The 16,064-nt window shown below is 71.1% G+C and carries 16 protein-coding genes; 9 read left to right on the plus strand and 7 right to left on the minus strand.

The genetic code is table 11. From position 1 onward, the window contains the following. The first annotated feature begins 6 nt into the window (after positions 1 to 6). Complete coding sequence (locus tag ACZ7OH_RS47660; protein ID WP_470286998.1) at positions 7 to 918, plus strand: SMP-30/gluconolactonase/LRE family protein; 912 nt, start codon at positions 7 to 9, stop codon at positions 916 to 918. On the opposite strand, the gene ACZ7OH_RS47665 is transcribed toward ACZ7OH_RS47660, so the two are convergent. Genes ACZ7OH_RS47665 through ACZ7OH_RS47680 form a run of 4 tightly spaced genes read right to left on the minus strand, consistent with a single transcriptional unit; the run spans position 915 to position 4,684 of the window. After that, positions 915 to 1,742, minus strand: a complete 828-nt coding sequence (locus ACZ7OH_RS47665) for an enoyl-CoA hydratase family protein (RefSeq protein ID WP_400907982.1) — start codon at positions 1,740 to 1,742, stop codon at positions 915 to 917. The genes ACZ7OH_RS47660 and ACZ7OH_RS47665 overlap by 4 nt on opposite strands. Then, complete coding sequence (locus tag ACZ7OH_RS47670; protein WP_470286999.1) at positions 1,739 to 2,431, minus strand: SDR family NAD(P)-dependent oxidoreductase; 693 nt, start codon at positions 2,429 to 2,431, stop codon at positions 1,739 to 1,741. The genes ACZ7OH_RS47665 and ACZ7OH_RS47670 overlap by 4 nt, the downstream gene beginning before the upstream one ends. After that, positions 2,428 to 3,939: a benzoate-CoA ligase family protein gene (locus ACZ7OH_RS47675; protein ID WP_470287000.1), complete on the minus strand. Its 1,512-nt coding sequence runs from the start codon at positions 3,937 to 3,939 to the stop codon at positions 2,428 to 2,430. Before ACZ7OH_RS47675 ends, ACZ7OH_RS47670 begins: the two co-directional genes overlap by 4 nt. Then, on the minus strand, positions 3,932 to 4,684 hold the full coding sequence (locus ACZ7OH_RS47680; RefSeq protein WP_470287001.1) for a creatininase family protein: 753 nt from the start codon (positions 4,682 to 4,684) through the stop codon (positions 3,932 to 3,934). The genes ACZ7OH_RS47675 and ACZ7OH_RS47680 overlap by 8 nt, the downstream gene beginning before the upstream one ends. Positions 4,685 to 4,731: 47 nt before the next feature. On the opposite strand from ACZ7OH_RS47680, the gene ACZ7OH_RS47685 reads away from it, so the two are divergent. The 5 genes from ACZ7OH_RS47685 to ACZ7OH_RS47705 all read left to right on the plus strand — a co-directional run bounded on the left by ACZ7OH_RS47685 (position 4,732) and on the right by ACZ7OH_RS47705 (position 9,560). Next, entirely contained in the window at positions 4,732 to 5,547 is an 816-nt protein-coding gene (locus tag ACZ7OH_RS47685; RefSeq protein ID WP_470287002.1) for a PaaX family transcriptional regulator, read from the plus strand. After that, the gene (locus ACZ7OH_RS47690; protein WP_470287003.1) at positions 5,544 to 6,338 is read left to right on the plus strand and encodes a tryptophan 2,3-dioxygenase; all 795 of its coding nucleotides are present in this window, start codon (positions 5,544 to 5,546) and stop codon (positions 6,336 to 6,338) included. Before ACZ7OH_RS47685 ends, ACZ7OH_RS47690 begins: the two co-directional genes overlap by 4 nt. Continuing rightward, positions 6,335 to 7,528 (plus strand): kynureninase, encoded by a 1,194-nt coding sequence (locus ACZ7OH_RS47695; protein ID WP_470287004.1) that lies wholly within the window; start codon positions 6,335 to 6,337, stop codon positions 7,526 to 7,528. Before ACZ7OH_RS47690 ends, ACZ7OH_RS47695 begins: the two co-directional genes overlap by 4 nt. Positions 7,529 to 7,686: 158 nt before the next feature. Further along, entirely contained in the window at positions 7,687 to 8,760 is a 1,074-nt protein-coding gene (locus ACZ7OH_RS47700) for a Glu/Leu/Phe/Val dehydrogenase dimerization domain-containing protein (RefSeq protein WP_470287005.1), read from the plus strand. Next, a complete protein-coding gene (locus ACZ7OH_RS47705; protein ID WP_470287006.1) occupies positions 8,757 to 9,560 on the plus strand; it encodes a serine hydrolase in 804 nt (267 codons plus the stop codon). Before ACZ7OH_RS47700 ends, ACZ7OH_RS47705 begins: the two co-directional genes overlap by 4 nt. Here ACZ7OH_RS47705 and ACZ7OH_RS47710 read toward each other — a convergent pair. Further along, on the minus strand, positions 9,545 to 10,489 hold the full coding sequence (locus ACZ7OH_RS47710) for a LysR substrate-binding domain-containing protein (protein ID WP_470287007.1): 945 nt from the start codon (positions 10,487 to 10,489) through the stop codon (positions 9,545 to 9,547). The genes ACZ7OH_RS47705 and ACZ7OH_RS47710 overlap by 16 nt on opposite strands. 84 nt (positions 10,490 to 10,573) lie before the next feature. Between ACZ7OH_RS47710 and ACZ7OH_RS47715 the strand changes: the two genes are divergently transcribed. Further along, positions 10,574 to 11,500 (plus strand): MBL fold metallo-hydrolase, encoded by a 927-nt coding sequence (locus ACZ7OH_RS47715; RefSeq protein ID WP_470287008.1) that lies wholly within the window; start codon positions 10,574 to 10,576, stop codon positions 11,498 to 11,500. A 48-nt stretch (positions 11,501 to 11,548) separates the two neighbouring features. Here the strand turns inward: ACZ7OH_RS47715 and ACZ7OH_RS47720 are convergent, their stop codons facing one another. Together ACZ7OH_RS47720 and ACZ7OH_RS47725 are read right to left on the minus strand one after the other, a co-directional pair. Continuing rightward, entirely contained in the window at positions 11,549 to 11,734 is a 186-nt protein-coding gene (locus tag ACZ7OH_RS47720) for a DUF5302 domain-containing protein (protein WP_086858770.1), read from the minus strand. Positions 11,735 to 11,805: 71 nt separating this feature from the next. Then, the gene (locus ACZ7OH_RS47725; RefSeq protein ID WP_400907951.1) at positions 11,806 to 12,762 is read right to left on the minus strand and encodes a winged helix-turn-helix transcriptional regulator; all 957 of its coding nucleotides are present in this window, start codon (positions 12,760 to 12,762) and stop codon (positions 11,806 to 11,808) included. A 137-nt stretch (positions 12,763 to 12,899) separates the two neighbouring features. On the opposite strand from ACZ7OH_RS47725, the gene ACZ7OH_RS47730 reads away from it, so the two are divergent. Together ACZ7OH_RS47730 and ACZ7OH_RS47735 are read left to right on the plus strand one after the other, a co-directional pair. Next, complete coding sequence (locus tag ACZ7OH_RS47730; protein ID WP_470287009.1) at positions 12,900 to 14,372, plus strand: carotenoid oxygenase family protein; 1,473 nt, start codon at positions 12,900 to 12,902, stop codon at positions 14,370 to 14,372. After that, positions 14,369 to 16,060 carry a class I adenylate-forming enzyme family protein gene (locus tag ACZ7OH_RS47735; protein ID WP_470287010.1) on the plus strand — a complete coding sequence of 564 codons (1,692 nt, stop codon included), beginning with the start codon at positions 14,369 to 14,371 and terminating at the stop codon, positions 16,058 to 16,060. The genes ACZ7OH_RS47730 and ACZ7OH_RS47735 overlap by 4 nt, the downstream gene beginning before the upstream one ends. The last annotated feature ends 4 nt before the right edge of the window (positions 16,061 to 16,064 follow it).

Raw genomic sequence — 16,064 nt, forward strand, 5'->3', positions numbered from 1 at the left:
CGCCCGATGCGGTTCGGCGAGGTCACGGTCATCCCGGTGAACGGGCACGGCCCGGAGGACGTCGTGGTCGACGGCGAGGGCCGGATCTACGCGGGCGTCGACGACGGGCGGATCCTGCGCCTGTCGCCCGACGGACGGCACATCGACGTCGTCGCCGACACGGGCGGCCGGCCGCTGGGGCTGGAGCTGTACGGCGACGACGAGCTGCTGATCTGCGACGCGCGGGTGGGCCTGCTCGTGGTGCCGCTGGCCGGTGGCGCGGTGAAGACCTTGGCCACTTCCGCGTTGGGGCTGGACTTCGTGTTCTGCAACAACGCGGCGGTGGCGTCCGACGGGACGATCTACTTCACGGACTCCTCGCGCCGCTTCGGCATCGACAACTGGCGCGACGACCTGATCGAGCAGACCGGCGGCGGCCGCTTGCTGCGCAGGTCCCCGGACGGCGCGATCGACCTGGTCCTCGACGGCCTCCAGTTCGCCAACGGCGTGGCGCTGACCCCGGACGAGTCGTTCGTGGCGGTGGCGGAGACGGGCGCGTTCAGCGTGTCCCGCGTCCGGCTGTCGGACGGTCACGTGGACGCGCTGGTCGAGAACCTGTGGGGTTTCCCGGACAACATCTCGACCGGCACGGACGGGCTGATCTGGATCACGCAGGCATCGCCGCGAGTGGCGGCGTTGGACGTGGTCCGCCGCCTGCCGTCGTTCTTGCGTGCGGGGGTCCGCGCGTTGCCGACGTGGCTACAGCCGAGCCCCGGTCGGGAGGTCGGCGTCTTGGGCGTGGCACCGGACGGCAAGGTGGAACGAGAACTGCGCGGCGAGATCGCCGGGTTCCACATGCTGGTGGGCGTGCGGGAGTGGCAGGGCCAGCTGTACTTCGGCTCGCTGGAGGAGGACGCGATCGCGGTCACCCGGCTCTAGCGGCCGGTCCAGCGGGGTTCGCGGCCCGCGGTCCACGCCGCGTAGAACTCCTTGTGGTCCTTCGCCGTCATCAGCAGCGCCTGGGTCATCGCCTCCAGCTCGATCGCGCTGCCCAGGTCCATGTCCAGCTCGCGGGTCAGCAGCACCTTCGTCGTCGAATACGCCAGGGCCGGCCCGTCGGCCAAGCGGCGGGCCAGCGCCGACGCCGTCGCGGGGAGGTCGGCGTCCGGAACCACCTGGGAGGCCAAGCCGATCTCGAAAGCGCGTGCGGCGGGCAGCTTGTCGCCCAGCATCAGCAGTTCCGTCGCCCGGCCGAGCCCTACCAGGCGAGGCAGGAGATAAGCCGACCCCATGTCTGCCCCCGCCAAGCCCACCTTCGTGAACAGGAACGCGAACTTCGCCGACTCCGCCAGCAGCCGGAAGTCGCTCGCCAGCGCGATCACCGAACCCGCGCCCGCCGCCACGCCGTTGACCGCCGCGATCACCGGCAGCGGACACTCGCGCAGCGCCTTGACCACCGCGCCCGTCATGCGCGTGAACTCCAGCAGCCGCGCCGTCTCGAACTTCTGCAGCTCGCCGATGATCTCCTCGACGTCGCCGCCCGAGCAGAACCCGCGGCCCTGCCCGGTGATCACCAGCACGCGCACGTCCTCGTGCTGCGGCAGCTCCAGCACCAGGTCCCGCAGGTCGGCGTAGACGTCGAACGTCAGCGCGTTCAGCTTGTCCGGCCGGGTGAACGTCACCGTGGCGACGCCGTCGTCCACCGTGAACTCGAAGTGCTCCCACTCCTTCGTCAGCGGTGCGGTCGCGCGGAACGGGCTCATGACTGGATTCCTCCGCCATCGAGTACGAGGGTCTGGCCGTTGATCGCGGCGGCTTCGGGCGCCGCCAGGAAGGAGACGGCGAACGCCACCTCCGAAGGTTCCAGCAGCCGGCCGAGCGGGGACGCCGCCGCCAGCGCCGACTCGGCGTCATCGACAGACCGGCCCGTGCGCTCCTGGATCCGCGCCACCGAGGAAGCCGTCATGTCGGTGCGGACGAATGCCGGGCAGACCGCGTTCGCCGTGACGCCGGTACCCGCCAGCTCCGCCGCGACCGCCCGCATCAACCCGGCCGCCGCGTGCTTCGACGCCGTGTACGCGGCCGTGTAGCGGTAGCCGACGTGCGACGCCGTCGACGCCACCGTCACGATCCGGCCGCTGTCCCGGGAACGCATCCCCGGCAGGACCGCCCGCGTGCACAGGAATGCACCCGTCGCGTTGACCTCGATCTGCGACCGCCAGTCGTCGAGCGACGTCTTCGAAAGCGGTGCGCTCGACGAGATTCCGGCGTTGTTCACCAGCACGTCCACCGGCCCGGCAGCGGCGAAGTACGCGGCTACGGCGTCCTCGTCCGTGACGTCGCATTCGGCGCGGCCGGGCGCGAGCACCTTGTCGCCCGCTTCGGCGAACCGGGCCGCGATCGCCGCGCCGATCCCGCGGGTGCCGCCGGTGACGACGACCAGCCGGCTCACGGCCGGCCCGCCAGCGCGCGCCGGTCGAGCTTTCCGTTGGCGGTCCGGGGAAGTTCGGTCATGAACACCACTTCACGGGGGTACTTGTGCTTGGCCAGGTGGGCTTTCGCGTGGTCCTTCAGCTCGTCCGCGGTCACCGGGGCGCGCACCACGACGTACGCGCGCGGCACGACCAGGCCGTCGACCTCCTGGCCGACGACCGCGCAGTCCACCACCGCGGGGTGGCCGAGCAGGCAGTCCTCGATTTCGCCGGGCGCCACGAACACCCCGCCGACCTTGAGCAGCGCGTCGGCGCGCCCGTGGTGGCGGAAGAACCCGTCGGACCGGCTGAACAGGTCGCTCGACGTCAGCGTGTCGCCGTCGAACGTCCCCGCCGACTTCGCGGCATCGCCGTAGTACTCCAGGGCGATCGTCGGCCCGGTGACGCGCAGTGGCCCGATTTCCCCGTCCGGCAACGGGTTCCCCAGCTCGTCGACGACCTCGGCGGTGTACCCGGGAACGGGCGTGCCGAGCGTCCCGATCCGCGCCGCACCCGGCCGGTTCGACAGGTAGATGTGGTACGCCTCCGACGAGCCGATCCCGTCCACCACCGGCACCCCGAAGGCCGCGTCCCACTTGCGGTGCAGCTCCGACGGCAGTGCCTCGCCGGCCGACGTCGTCATCCGCAGGCAGCTCAGGTCCTGCTCGGCCGCGGCCGGGTGCGCGACCATCGCGCTCATCATGGTCGGCACGTTGACCAGCACCGTCGGCCGGTGCTTCGCGATCAGCTCGAACATCAGGTCCGCCGTGCTGCGCTCGGGGAACGCGATCCCGGCCGCGCCGACGCCGAACGGGAACAGCACGACCAGATCGCGCGCGTAGCCGAAGAACAGCTTGGGCACGGCGAGCACGCGGTCGTCCTCCCGCAGTCCCAGCACCTGCACGGCGTACCGCTCGAAGCTCTCGATCGGGCTGCGCAGGGTGTGCACGCACGCCTTGGGCGCGCCGGTGCTGCCGGTGGTGAACTTCCAGATCCCGACGTCGTCCACAGTGGTCGGAGCGGCTTCGAGGGTGTCCGGTGCCGCGTCCACCAGGGACCGGAACGGACGCTCGCCCGGCAGCAGCTCGTCTTCGGGAACGCCGGTGACCAAAAGCCCCTTGGCGCCGGCCGTGCGCAGCGCGGGCAGCGTGACGGCGTCGGCGATCACCGCGACGGCCTCGGTGTAGCCGAGGTAGTACTCGTAGTCCTTGGGCTGCAGGAACGGGTAGACCTCGGCGGTCACCGCGCCGATCTTCTGCGCGCCGTACCAGGTCGCGACGAACTCGTCGCCGTCGCTCAACGCCAGCAGCACGCGCTGTCCTTTTCGGACACCGGCGTCGCGAAGGACGTTGCCGACGCGGTTGGCCAGCCGCGCCAGCTCCAGGTAGCTGACTGTGCGGTCCCCGACGAACAGTGCGACTCGCGAGCCGCGGCCGGAAGCCACGTGCCGGTCGAGGAAGTGCGTGGCGAGGTTGAACGGCTCACTCACGGGCCAGCTCCCGGATCGCTTCCACCAGCAGGTCGGTCAACGTCGAGAAAGTCTGTTCACCTTCGGCCGCGGTCGCCTCGGCGGGCGTCCCGCAGTACGCGTCGGACATGCCCATCGCGAGGAAGCCGCCGTCCTCAGGAGCCGAAGCCAGGCTGACGGGCACGTGCGGAAGCGTCCGCATCAGCGGCTGGTCGACCAGCTCGGGCCGGTCGGCGAGCACGAGCGACGTCTCGTACCGCCCCGCGTGGCACTCGCCGGACCGGAACTCCTCGGTCAGCCGTTCCGCGTGGCGCCGCCGGACGAGGTCGAGCAGCGCGACGCGGCCGTCGTAGGCGAAGTTGAGCGTCTCCACCGCGCGCCGCAGCGTGACCAGGTGCGCGGGCTCGAAGTGGTTGTTGACCAGCAGGATCCGCCGGAACCGCTGGCCGATCAGCGCCGACCCGATGTCGACGAGCAGCGAGTGCAGCGTCTCCTCGCCGATGTGGACGCCGCCGGCGAACCCGGCCGCAAACCGCGTCACGCCGTAGGGCACCTCCGGCAAGACGAGGACGTGGACGTCGTCGTCGGCGGCCAGCCGGTCGGCCGCCCGCTCGCACATCCCGCGCGAGATCAGCGGGTCGGTGCCCAGCGGCGCGTGCGGCCCGTGCGGCTCGACCGCGCCCAGCGGGAGCAGCAGCACCGGCACGCGCGGGCCGTTCACCACGTCCGCGACCCGCCGTGAGCTGAGGTCCGCGAAGTACGTCACGCAAATCAAGCTACACCGCAGCGGCCTGGGGTGTATAGAGTTGCCGCATGCCCGGAGATGCCTTCGACACCAGCCCCCAGGAGCTGGTCGTGACGTTGCTGGGCAGCTACGTGCACCCGCGCGAGACCCGGCGGGTGTGGTCGGGCGGCCTGGTCGCGGTGCTCGCCGAGCTGGGCTTCTCCGACGGTGCGGCCCGCATCGCGCTGACCCGGCTGGTGCGCCGCGGCCTGCTCCAGCGCCACCGCGAGGGCCGCACCGTGCACTACTCGCTGACCCGCCGCACCATCGCCCTGCTCGCCGACGGCGACCACCGGATCTTCTCCCTCGGCCGCCGCGAGCGCGTCGCGGGCGAGTGGACGGTGCTCTGGCAGAGCATCCCCGAAAGCCGTCGCCAGGCCCGGGAACGCCTGGTCCGGCGGCTGCGGTTCCTCGGCTTCGGGCCGTATCAGGACGGCACCTGGATCGCCCCGCACGACCGCGAGGCCGAGGTCGTCGCCTTGCTCGGCGAGCTGGACGTCACCGAGCACGCCGGCCTGCTGCTCGGCCGCCCGTCGGCCGCGCTGGACGTCCGCCGCTTCGCCGGCCGGGCCTGGGACCTCGACGACCTCGCCGCGCGCTACACGGCGTTCGTCGCCCAGTTCGGCGGGTACGCGGGGAAGGAGACCCCGGACGCCGAAGCGTTCGAGGTGCACGCGCGCCTGGTGCACACCTTCCGGGCGTTCCCGTCGCTCGACCCGGAACTGCCCGCCGACCTGGTGCCCGCACCGGATCGGCGAGCGGCCGCGGTCGAGCTGTTCCACGATCTGTACACCGCGCTGGCTCCGGCCGCTCAGCGCCATTTCGACGAGGTGACCAAGGGATGACCGAAACCAGCCAAGCCACGCAAGAAGCCTTGAGCTACACCGCGTACCTGGCCCTGGACGAGGTGCTGAACGCGCAGCGGACGCGTTCGGACGAGCACGACGAGCTGCTGTTCATCGTGATCCACCAGGTGTACGAGCTGTGGTTCAAGCAGATCCTGCACGAGGCCGAGTTCCTCCAGAAGAACCTCGTCGCGGGCAACACCGCGCACTCGATCCGCGTCCTGCGGCGGATCCTGACGATCCTCAAGGTCGCCGTCGCGCAGATCGACGTCCTGGAAACCATGACCCCCAGCCAGTTCACGAGCTTCCGCACCCGTTTGGACGCCTCGTCCGGCTTCCAGTCGGCCCAGTTCCGCGAGCTGGAAGCCGTGCTCGGGCGCCGCGACGAGCGCGTGTTCGCGCACTACCCCGAAGGCGGGGAGCAGCGGAAACGCATTGCCGACGCGATGGCGCGACCGTCCTTGTTCGACTCTTTTCTCGCGTACCTCAAGGCTTCTGGTTATTCCGTCGAGTGTGACCGAGACGTCACTCTCCCGGTGGAGCCGTCCCCGGCCCTGCAGGCGATATTGCTGGACGTGTACAGCGACGACGGCGGACCGTCGGTCGTCGCGGAATGTCTGGTGGATCTCGACGAAGGGATGCAGGAGTGGCGCTACCGGCACGTGAAGATGGTCGAACGCACCATCGGCGACAAGACCGGGACGGGAGGATCATCCGGCGCGACCTACCTGCGTACCACGCTCTTCCAGCCGATGTTCCCGGATCTCTGGGCCGTACGGAGCCGACTGTGACCACTTTGGACGACTTGCGCGCTGACGACAACGCGCTCGCCCCGCACTACTCCCGCTTCGGCGTCGCCGAGCGCCTGCTGCTCTCCGGGCACTCGCACCAGGCGTGGCCGGACGTCGCCGAGGAGGGCCTCCGGGAGTCCTTCGCGGACGCCGCCCGCGACGTCGACGAGAAGTGGGGGCGCGCGTTCGCGAAGGCCGACGAGCTGCGCGCGGGCTTCCGCCTGCTGCTCGGCGACCCGCACGGCGAGTACGCGCTGGGCGCGAGCACGCACGACCTCGTGCTGCGGTTCCTGTCGGCGATGGAGCTGCCGCGAAGACCGCGGCTGGTCACCACCGACGGCGAGTTCCACACGCTGCGCCGTCAGCTCGCCCGCCTAGAGGAGGAGGGCGTCGAGGTCGTGCGGGTGCCGCTCGACCCGGTGACCACGCTCGCCGAGCGCGTCGCGGCCGAGGTGAACGACGACACCGCCGCCGTGCTCGTGTCGGCGGTGCTGTTCGAGACGTCGAGGCTGGTCCCCGGGCTGGCGCACCTCGCCGACTCGTGCCGCGGCCGGTCGATCGAGCTCGTCGTCGACGCCTACCACGCGCTCGGCGTCGTGCCGTTCGCGCTGCACGACCTCGGGCTCACCAACGCCTGGGTGCTCGGCGGCGGCTACAAGTACCTGCAGCTCGGCGAGGGCAACTGCTTCCTGCGGCTGCCCGCGCACGCCCAGGAGCTGCGGCCGGTGATCACCGGCTGGTACGCCGAGTTCGGCGCGCTCGCCGACGAATGCAACCCGGGCCAGGTCGCGTACGCCACCGGCGGCGACCGGTTTGCCGGCGCGACCTACGACCCGGCCAGCCACTACCGCGGCGTCCGGGTCCAGCGGTTCTTCGCCGAGCAGGGCCTCACCCCGGAGTTCCTGCGCGAGGTTTCGCAGCACCAGGTGGGCCTGCTCGCGTCGGTGTTCGACTCGCTCGGGCTGCCTGCGGACGTCGTCACGCGCGACCGTTCGGTGGAGCTGGAGCGCCTCGGCGGGTTCCTTTCGCTGCGCTGCGCCGACGCGTCCGGGTTGCAGGCGGCGCTGGCCGCGGAGGGCGTCCGCACCGACAGCCGGGGGCCGTACCTGCGCTTCGGTCCGGCGCCGTACCTGTCGGACGTCCAGCTCGAGACGGCGATGCGCACCCTCGGCAAGGTGATCCAGGGCTGATTACCGGTCCGTATCGCGGGACTTCCACTGGTCTCGCGATCACCGGGGATCTAGGTTGGTCCCGGGCACCCGAGCGGACGACCTCCGCCGGGCTCCCGCCAACCCGTGAAGCGCGTCCCGGCCACGAACCGGGCGCGGATGACAAAGGAGTCACCACCGTGACCGAAGGAGTGTTCGCCCGGGGCGCCGGGCACGAACAGGTCGTGTACTGCCACGACCAGGCCAGTGGCCTCAAGGCCATCATCGGCATCTACTCCACCGCGCTCGGGCCCGCCTTGGGCGGGACGCGCTTCCACCCCTACGCCACCGAAGCGGACGCGCTCGACGACGTGCTCGCGCTGTCCAAGGGCATGGCGTACAAGAACGCGCTGGCCGGGCTCGACCTCGGCGGCGGCAAGGCCGTCATCATCGGCGACCCGAAGACGCTCAAGTCCGAAGCGCTGCTGCGCGCGTACGGGCGCTTCGTGCAGTCCTTGGGCGGCCGTTACATCACGGCGTGCGACGTCGGCACGTACGTGCAGGACATGGACGTCGTGGCCCGCGAATCCCGGTACGTCACCGGCCGCTCGCCCGAAGACGGCGGGGCCGGCGACTCGTCCGTGCTCACCGCGTTCGGCGTCTTCCAGGGCATGCGCGCCTCGGCCGAGCACCTCTGGGGCAGCCCGGACCTCGCGGGCAAGCGCGTCGGCGTGGCCGGCGTCGGCAAGGTCGGGCACATCCTCGTCGGGCACCTCGTGGACGCCGGCGCGCAGGTGACGATCACCGACGTCTACGCGCCCGCCATCGAGCGCACCCGCTCGATCTATCCGGACGTGCAAGTGGTGTCCGATGTGGACACTCTGCTGCGCACCGAGCTGGACGTCTTCGCGCCGTGCGCGCTGGGCGGCGTCCTGAACGACGCGACGGTGCCGGTGCTCGGCGCGAAGATCGTCTGCGGCGCGGCGAACAACCAGCTCGCGCACCCGGGGATCGACAAGCAGCTCGCCGACCGCGGCGTCCTGTACGCCCCGGACTACCTGGTCAACGCCGGCGGCGTGATTCAGGTCGACGACGAGCGCCACGGCTTCAACTTCGAGCGCGCCAAGCGCAAGACGACGGCGATCTACGACACGACGAAGGCGGTGTTCGCGCTGGCGGACACCGACGGCGTCCCCCCGGCGACGGCGGCCGACCGGCTGGCGGAGCGCCGCATGGCGGAGGTCGGGCGGCTGCGGTCCATCATGACCGTGTGAGTCTTGCCGCGGTGTTCGAGGCGGTGGGCGTGCGGGGGTTCCTGCACGCCCACCGGCTCGGTTCTTCTTCCTCTGTTGGCCTCGACCCGGACGAGCCGGTGGTGCTGGCGTCGGTGGTGAAGGTGCCGCTGGCGTACGAGTTCGCCCGCCAGGTCGCGGCGGGGCTGCTGGACCCGGCGGACCGCGTCCGCGCGACGGCGGCGGACCGCCTGGGCGGCACCGGTTCGGCGGGGTTCGCGGACGACGTGTCGTACAGCCTGCGGGACGCGGCGCTGCTGGCGCTGACGGTGTCGGACAACACGGCCGCGGATCTGCTGTTCGACCGGGTCGGCGTGGAAAACGTGCGGTCTCTACTGGTGGAACTGGGTCTGTCGCGGACGTCGGTCATCGGCCCTCCGCGCGAGCTGCTGCGGACGATCATGGAGGACACTTCCGCCGGGGTGCCGTTGCGGGCGTTGGATCCACTTCGGACGTCTTCGACCACGCCCCGCGAGATGACGTCGTTGCTGGCGGCGATGTGGGGCGACCGGGGTCCGGGTGCCCAGGTGCTGGGGTGGATGTCGGCCCAGGTGAGCTGGCACCGCCTGACGGCGGGGTTCCCGCCGACGGTGACGGTGGCGGCCAAGACGGGGACGATGCCGGGGATCCGCAACGAGATCGGCGTGGTGACGTACCCGGCCGGAGAGGCGTACGCGGTGGCGGTGTTCACGGCGGGAGGGGCGGAAACGCTGCGAAGACCGGACATCGACCGCGCGATCGGGGTTGCGGCCCACATGGCGGTGGATCAGCTGCGGTCGTAGAAGACGTCCCACGGGCGGGCGCTCGGCGGCTCCGGCACGATCCGCGACACCCCGTCGTCCTCGAGGACACCCGCCGCGATCTCCGCCAGCTTCGCGGCCTGCGGGTGCGGGCTCGCCGGGGGCCACGCGAAAGCCATCCGTGATCGCAGCACTTCACCGGTCAACGGCCGCCACACCACGCGTGGTTCCTTGCGTGGGCCGGGCTCGAACGTCACGCCGTGGCCGGCCAGCACCAGGCCCAGCGCGAACTCCGGGTTGCGGGCGTGCCGGACCGCCGCCGGGCGGAAACCGTGGTCCCAGCACGTGCGCAGCAGGGCGTCGTAGCTGCCCGGCGCGGCCGCGCGCGGTGCGTGCACCAGCCCCTCGCCGGCCAGGTCGGCGAGCGCCAGCTCCGACCGGCGCGCGAGCGGCGAGTCGCGGGGGAGCACCACGCCCAGCGGCGTGTCGATCGCGGGGCCGAGCTCCAGCCCGACGATGTCCACCGGCAGCTGCAAGAGTCCCGCGTCCAGCGACCTGTCGGCGAGCAGGCGCGTCTGCTCGGCCGTGGTCAGCTCCTGCAGATCGAGCCGGACGTCGGGGCACTCGACGGCGAACTTCGTCAGGATCGCGGCGAGGACCGCGCCGGGCAGCTCCGGCGGCACGCCCGCGCGCAGGGCGTCCAGCTCGCCGCGGCCGGCCTTCGCGACGAGCGTCGTCATGCGGTCCCAGCGGCTCAGGAGGTCGCGCGCCTCCGCGCGCAGCACTTCGCCGGCTTCGGTGAGCGTGACGCGCCGGCCGCGGTCGAACAGCTTCGCGCCCAGCTCGGCTTCGAGCCGCTTCACGCGCTGGCTCAACGGCGGCTGCGCGATCCCGAGCCGGTCGGCGGCGCGCCCGAAGTGCAGTTCGTCGGCGACGACGAGGAAGTACCGCAGCGAACGGAGGTGGTCCACGCTGCGACGATACTCGCCCGCATATCGACATGCCGACGTCTCGATCTTGGACAGCGCCGCCGGGTTCGTGGTCTGGTGTCCGGCATGGATGTCAGCAGACGAGGACTGTTCGGCGCGGGCGCCGCGGCGGCGGCGATCCTGGCGGGCGGCCCGGCGGCGGCCGCCGCCCCGGGCACGTCGGGGATGACGCTGCGGTGGTGGGGGAACAACGGCTGGGAGATCCGCATCGGGACGAAGACGGTGCTGATCGACCCGTGGCCGACCCGCTTCAAGACGGGGACGTACACCGCGGCCGGCGCGGACCCCCGCACGCCGCTGTCGGTGAACCGCGCGTTGATCGACGGCTACCTGGACCGCGGCTTCCTGCGCGCGGACCACATCCTGGTGACGCACGGCCACTACGACCACCTGACCGACGTCCCCTACCTGGCGAAACGCACCGGTGCGACGGTGCTGGGGACCGAGACTCATTTGAGTCTCATGGCGGCCCTGGGTGCTCCGGAGGATCAGCTGTCCCTCGCGACCGGCGGCGAAGATCTGACGTTCGACGGTTACTCGATCCGGGTGCTGCGGTCGCTGCACTCGGCGGTCGGGGCGCGGGCTCAGGTGCCGTTCCCGGGGACGCGGCCGCTGTCCCGCCGGGATCGCCCGCGGGTCATTTCGGACCTGGTCGAGGGCGGCACGCTGGCCTACGCGGTCACGGGCGGCGGGGCGAGCGTGCTGAACTTCGGCGGCTCGAACTACGTGGAGTCCGAGCTGGCGGGGCTGCGCCCGGACGTGGTGCTGCTGCCGGTGGGCGGCTCGAAGGTGACCGGCTACGTCCCGCGGCTGCTGTCGGCCCTCGGCCACCCGAGGTACGTGGCGGCGACGCACTGGGACGACTTCGACTTTCCGCTCGGGCAGGCGCACAACCCCAACGGGGGCCTGGAAGTGCTGCGCAAGGCGGTGGCGGCGGCGAGCCCGGCGAGTGAGTTCGTGGTCCTGGACCACCTGGGGGAGTTCACCCCGTAGACGCGCCGAAGGCCCCCACCGATCGAGGTGGGGGCCTTCGAAGAACACTCAGCCGCTCTTGCGGCGGAACGTCCGCTTGTTGGCCGCGGGGCCGTGGGCGTGCTGGTTCTTGCCGCCGCCGTTCTCGTGTGACGCCCCCGACCGGGCGTGCGCCTGCTTGCGCTCGAGTGCCTCGCGGAACTTGCGCTTGACGTCGTCCTCCTCGCCGCTGGGCGACGGGGTCGGTTCACTCATGACTACCTCCGAAAACGACGACGTGTGACCACTCCAGCCTGGCAGCCGCGCACCCGCTTGGCGAGTCGATTTCAGCGTTTCGGGGACGGAACTCCGCCGAACTGCACCGACTTGCGCGTCAGGGGGCGGCCGCAGTGGTCGCACAGCAGGATCGGCCGCAGCCGGTTGCCGCACTCGACGTGGTGCAACGTGATGTCCGGCTCCTGGCCCGTCACCTCGAACCCGCGCGACCACTCCGCGATGAACGCCAGCGCCGGGAAGAACGCCAGCCCCTTCGCCGTCATCCGGTAGTCGCGCGCGTCCGTCCGCGTCGCCGCCGTGCCCGTCCGCAGCACGCCCACCTCGACCAGCTTGCTCAGCCGCGCCGACAGCACGCTCGGCCCGATCCCCAGCTCGCGCTCGAACTCCGAGAAGTGCCGGCAGCCGAGCAGCGCCGACACCAGCAGGCCCGTGGACCAGCGGTCGCCCAGCAGCTCCATCGTGTCGGGGAAGAACATCATCGGGTCGCCGGCCAGGGACTCCGCGTCCTTGCGCCGGAAGCGCTTGGACGCCGTCGCGGCCGCGACACCGGTGCTGTCCAGCCGCGACGCCCGCACGTCGCGCGCGTCGACGCGGCGCCCGCACGCCCCGCAGCCGAGGGGCGCTGATGTAGCCAGCTCGCAGTCGAGGTGGATCAGCGTCGGCAGCACCTCGCGGCGGCCTTCGACCCACTCGCGTTCCCACGCCCAGATCGAAATCAGCAGCGGCCACAGCTCCAGGCCGCGCTCGGTGAGCCGGTACTCGTGCCGCGTGCGGCGCGCGTCGCGGTACGGCACGCGCGTGAGCATGCCCGCGTCCACCATGTCCCGCAGGCGCCCGGACAACGCCGTCGGCGAGATGCCCAGCCGCAGCCGCAGCTCTTCGTACCGCCGGAAGCGCAGGAACAGGCTCTGCAAGATCAGCAAAGTCCACTGGTCGCCGACCAGCTCGAGCGCCCGGCGGAGCGGATCCCCCGCCGGCCGGACGCGCTGTGCAGTCGCCTCGACCAAACCATCCCCCTTGTTACTAGCGGCCTCAGAGTAGCACCTAACTACACCAAAAGAAGCCTATTGACAGCTGGGTACACAAATCATAGTCTCATCCCCATCAGCCAGCGCGGTGAGCCCGAGAGTCAGGGAGCAGCCCGATGACCAGCACCTCCGAACAGCCGCTGATGGTGGCCCGGACGGCGGACACCGGCGAGGAAAACCCCTACCTGCTCGGCGTCTACGCCCCGGTCGGCACCGAGATCGACGCCGAAGACCTGCAGGTCATCGGCGAGATCCCGAAAGACCTCAACGGCGTCTACCTGCGCAACGGCCCCAACCCGCGGTTCGCCCCGGAAGGCCGCTACCACTGGTTCGACGGCGACGGCATGATCCACGCCGTCCACCTGGAGAACGGCAAGGCGCGCTACCGCAACCGCTGGGTCCGCACGAAGGCCTTCGAGGCCGAGTCCGCGGCCGGCAAGGGCCTCTGGACCGGCGTCATGGAGAACCCGGCGGGCAATCCCTTCGGCAACAGCCACGGCCTGGGCCTCAAGGACAACGCCAACACCGACGTCATCTTCCACCGCGGCCGGGTCCTCGCTACCTGGTACCTGTGCGGCTCGCCGTACGGCATCGACCCGCTCTCGCTGGAGACGCTCGGCGCCGAAAACTTCCTCGGCACGCTGGTCGGCGACATGATGGCCCACCCCAAGGTGGACGAGGGCACCGGCGAGCTGTTCTGGTTCGACTACGGCCCGCGCCCGCCCTACCTGCGCTACGGCGTGATCAGCGCGGACGGCCGCGTCGTCAAGACGACCGAGATCGAGCTGCCGGGCCCGCGCCTGCCGCACGACATGGCCATCACCGAGCACCACGCGGTGCTGATGGACCTGCCGCTGGTCCAGGACGCCGAAGCCGCGAAGCTGGGCCGCCACAAGCTGCACTTCGACCGCTCGCTGCCGAGCCGTTTCGGCGTCATGCCACGCTACGGAGACGGTAGCCAGATCCGGTGGTTCGAAGCGAGCCCGTGCTACATCTACCACGTCGTCAACGCCTGGGAGCAGGGCGAAGAGGTCGTCCTCGACGTCTGCCGCGTGCGGAAGCCCGCCCCGCGGGCCGACGCGCACACGCCGCTCGCGAAGATGCTCTCCTACCTGCGCCTCGACGCCCAGCTGCACCGCTACCGCTTCAATCTGCGGACCGGCGCGTGCCGCGAGGCCCCGCTCGACGACGCCAACACCGAGTTCCCGACCGTCGACTCCCGAGCCGTCGGCCGGACGAACCGGTACTCCTACGCGGTGCACATCTCGCCCGAGTCGACGCTGAAGTTCGACGGGCTCGTGCGCTACGACAATCTTGCCGGCTCCAAGACCGAATACCGGTTCGGTCCCGGCCGGTGGGGCAGTGAGGCCCCGTTCGCACCCCGCGACGGAGCAGCCGCCGATTCGGCGGACGGTTATCTGGTGACGTTCGTGCAGGACGAGCGTGAGGGACGCTCGGAACTGGACATCTTCGACGCCGCCGATCTCGCTGCCGGACCCGTGGCCAGGGTCCTGCTTCCCCAGCGTGTCCCGCTCGGTTTTCACGCGACCTGGGTCCGGGCGGACCAGCTGGAAAACCTCCGTTCATGAGATGCCATCGAGAGGGTCGCGCCCGGGACTTCCGGGCGCGGGGATGGTGGAGTGCGGAGACGATCGACCGGCTCGTGAAGGAGCGGGTCAGTGCCGACCCGGAGGGTCTCGCGCTGGTCGATCCACCGAACACCGCCGCACTGGTCGGACGCGACCCGGTGCGGTGGACCTGGAACCGGCTCGACGAACGCGTCGACGTCCTGGCCGCGTTCCTGCTCGCCAGAGGGGTGCGAGCAGGCGACGTCGTGGCCGTGCAGCTGCCGAACTGCTCGGCCCTGGTCCAGGCGTTCCTCGCGATCGTGCGGATCGGCGCGATCGTCACCCCGTTCCCGGTGTCCTACCGGGAACACGAACTCGGCCCGATGTGCCGGCGCACCGGGGCCGTGGGAGTGGTGACCGCATCCAGATACGGCGAGCACGAGCTCGCCGGGGCGGCCCTTGGGCTAATCGGCGCTGCGGCGCCGTCGGTCCGGTTCGTCGTCGCCCGGGGGGACGACGAACCGGCCGGCGCCCTGGCCTGGCCCGAAGACCCGCTGTCCGAAGCGGAGCGATCCACTTTGGACTCCCACCTGACCGAAGCCGACGTGAACGACTGCGTCACGATCTGCTGGACGTCCGGCACCGAAGCCGAACCGAAGGCGGTCCCGCGCTGCCACGGCGACTGGCTCGCGACCGCGCGCGGCTGCGTCCAAGCCGCGGGAATGACCCGCGACGACGTCCTGCTGTCGCCGTTCCCGATGACGAACATGGCCGGCATCGGCGGGATGTTCCTGCCGTGGCTGCTGACCGGCGCCGTGTTCGTCCCGCACCACCCGTTCGACCTGCCGGTGTTCCTCGGCCAGCTCGCCGCCGAACGCGTGACGTACACGCTCGCGCCACCGGCGTTGCTGACCATGTTGCTGCACAACGAAAAGATCCTGTCCGGAGTGGACATCTCGGCGCTGCGCAAGATCGGGTCGGGCTCGGCGCCGCTGTCGCCGTGGCTCGTGCGCACCTGGGCCGAGCGGTACGGCATCGACATCATCAACTTCTTCGGCTCCAACGAGGGCACCGCGCTGCTGTCCGGCCCGGCCGACATCCCGGACCCGGACCAGCGCGCGAGCTTCTTCCCGAACTACGCCTCCGACGTCACCTGGTCGACCCCGGTGGCCGGCTGGACGTCGGTGCGGCTGCACGACCCGGTCACCGGCGAGCACGTGACCGAACCCGGGCGGCCCGGCGAGCTGCACATCGCCGGGCCGACGGTGTTCGCCGGCTACCTCACGCGGCTGGGCGAGCCCCTGGACACCGCGTCGTTCGACGAGGACGGGCACTTCGGCACCGGCGACGTCTTCGAGGTCGCCGGCGACCGCGGGGAGCTCCTGAAGTACGTGGACCGGATGAAGGACCTGGTCATCCGCGGCGGCATGAACATCTCGCCGGCCGAGGTCGAGGGCCTGCTGGCCGGGCACCCGGACGTCGCCGACGTCGGCGTCATCGGCGTCCCGGACGACGTCATGGGGGAGCGGGTCTGCGCGGTCGTCGTGCCCGGCGCGCGCAAGCCGTCGCTCGACGAGCTGGTCGCGTACCTGCGCGAGAAGAAGGTGGCCGCGTTCAAGCTGCCGGAACGGCTCGAGTACGCCGACGCCTTGCCCCGCAACCCGGTGGGGAAGATCCTGAAGCGGCAGCTGCGGGAAAGTCTGGAGTGAGGCC

It is taken from the genome of Amycolatopsis sp. NPDC114478, from assembly GCF_055633805.1.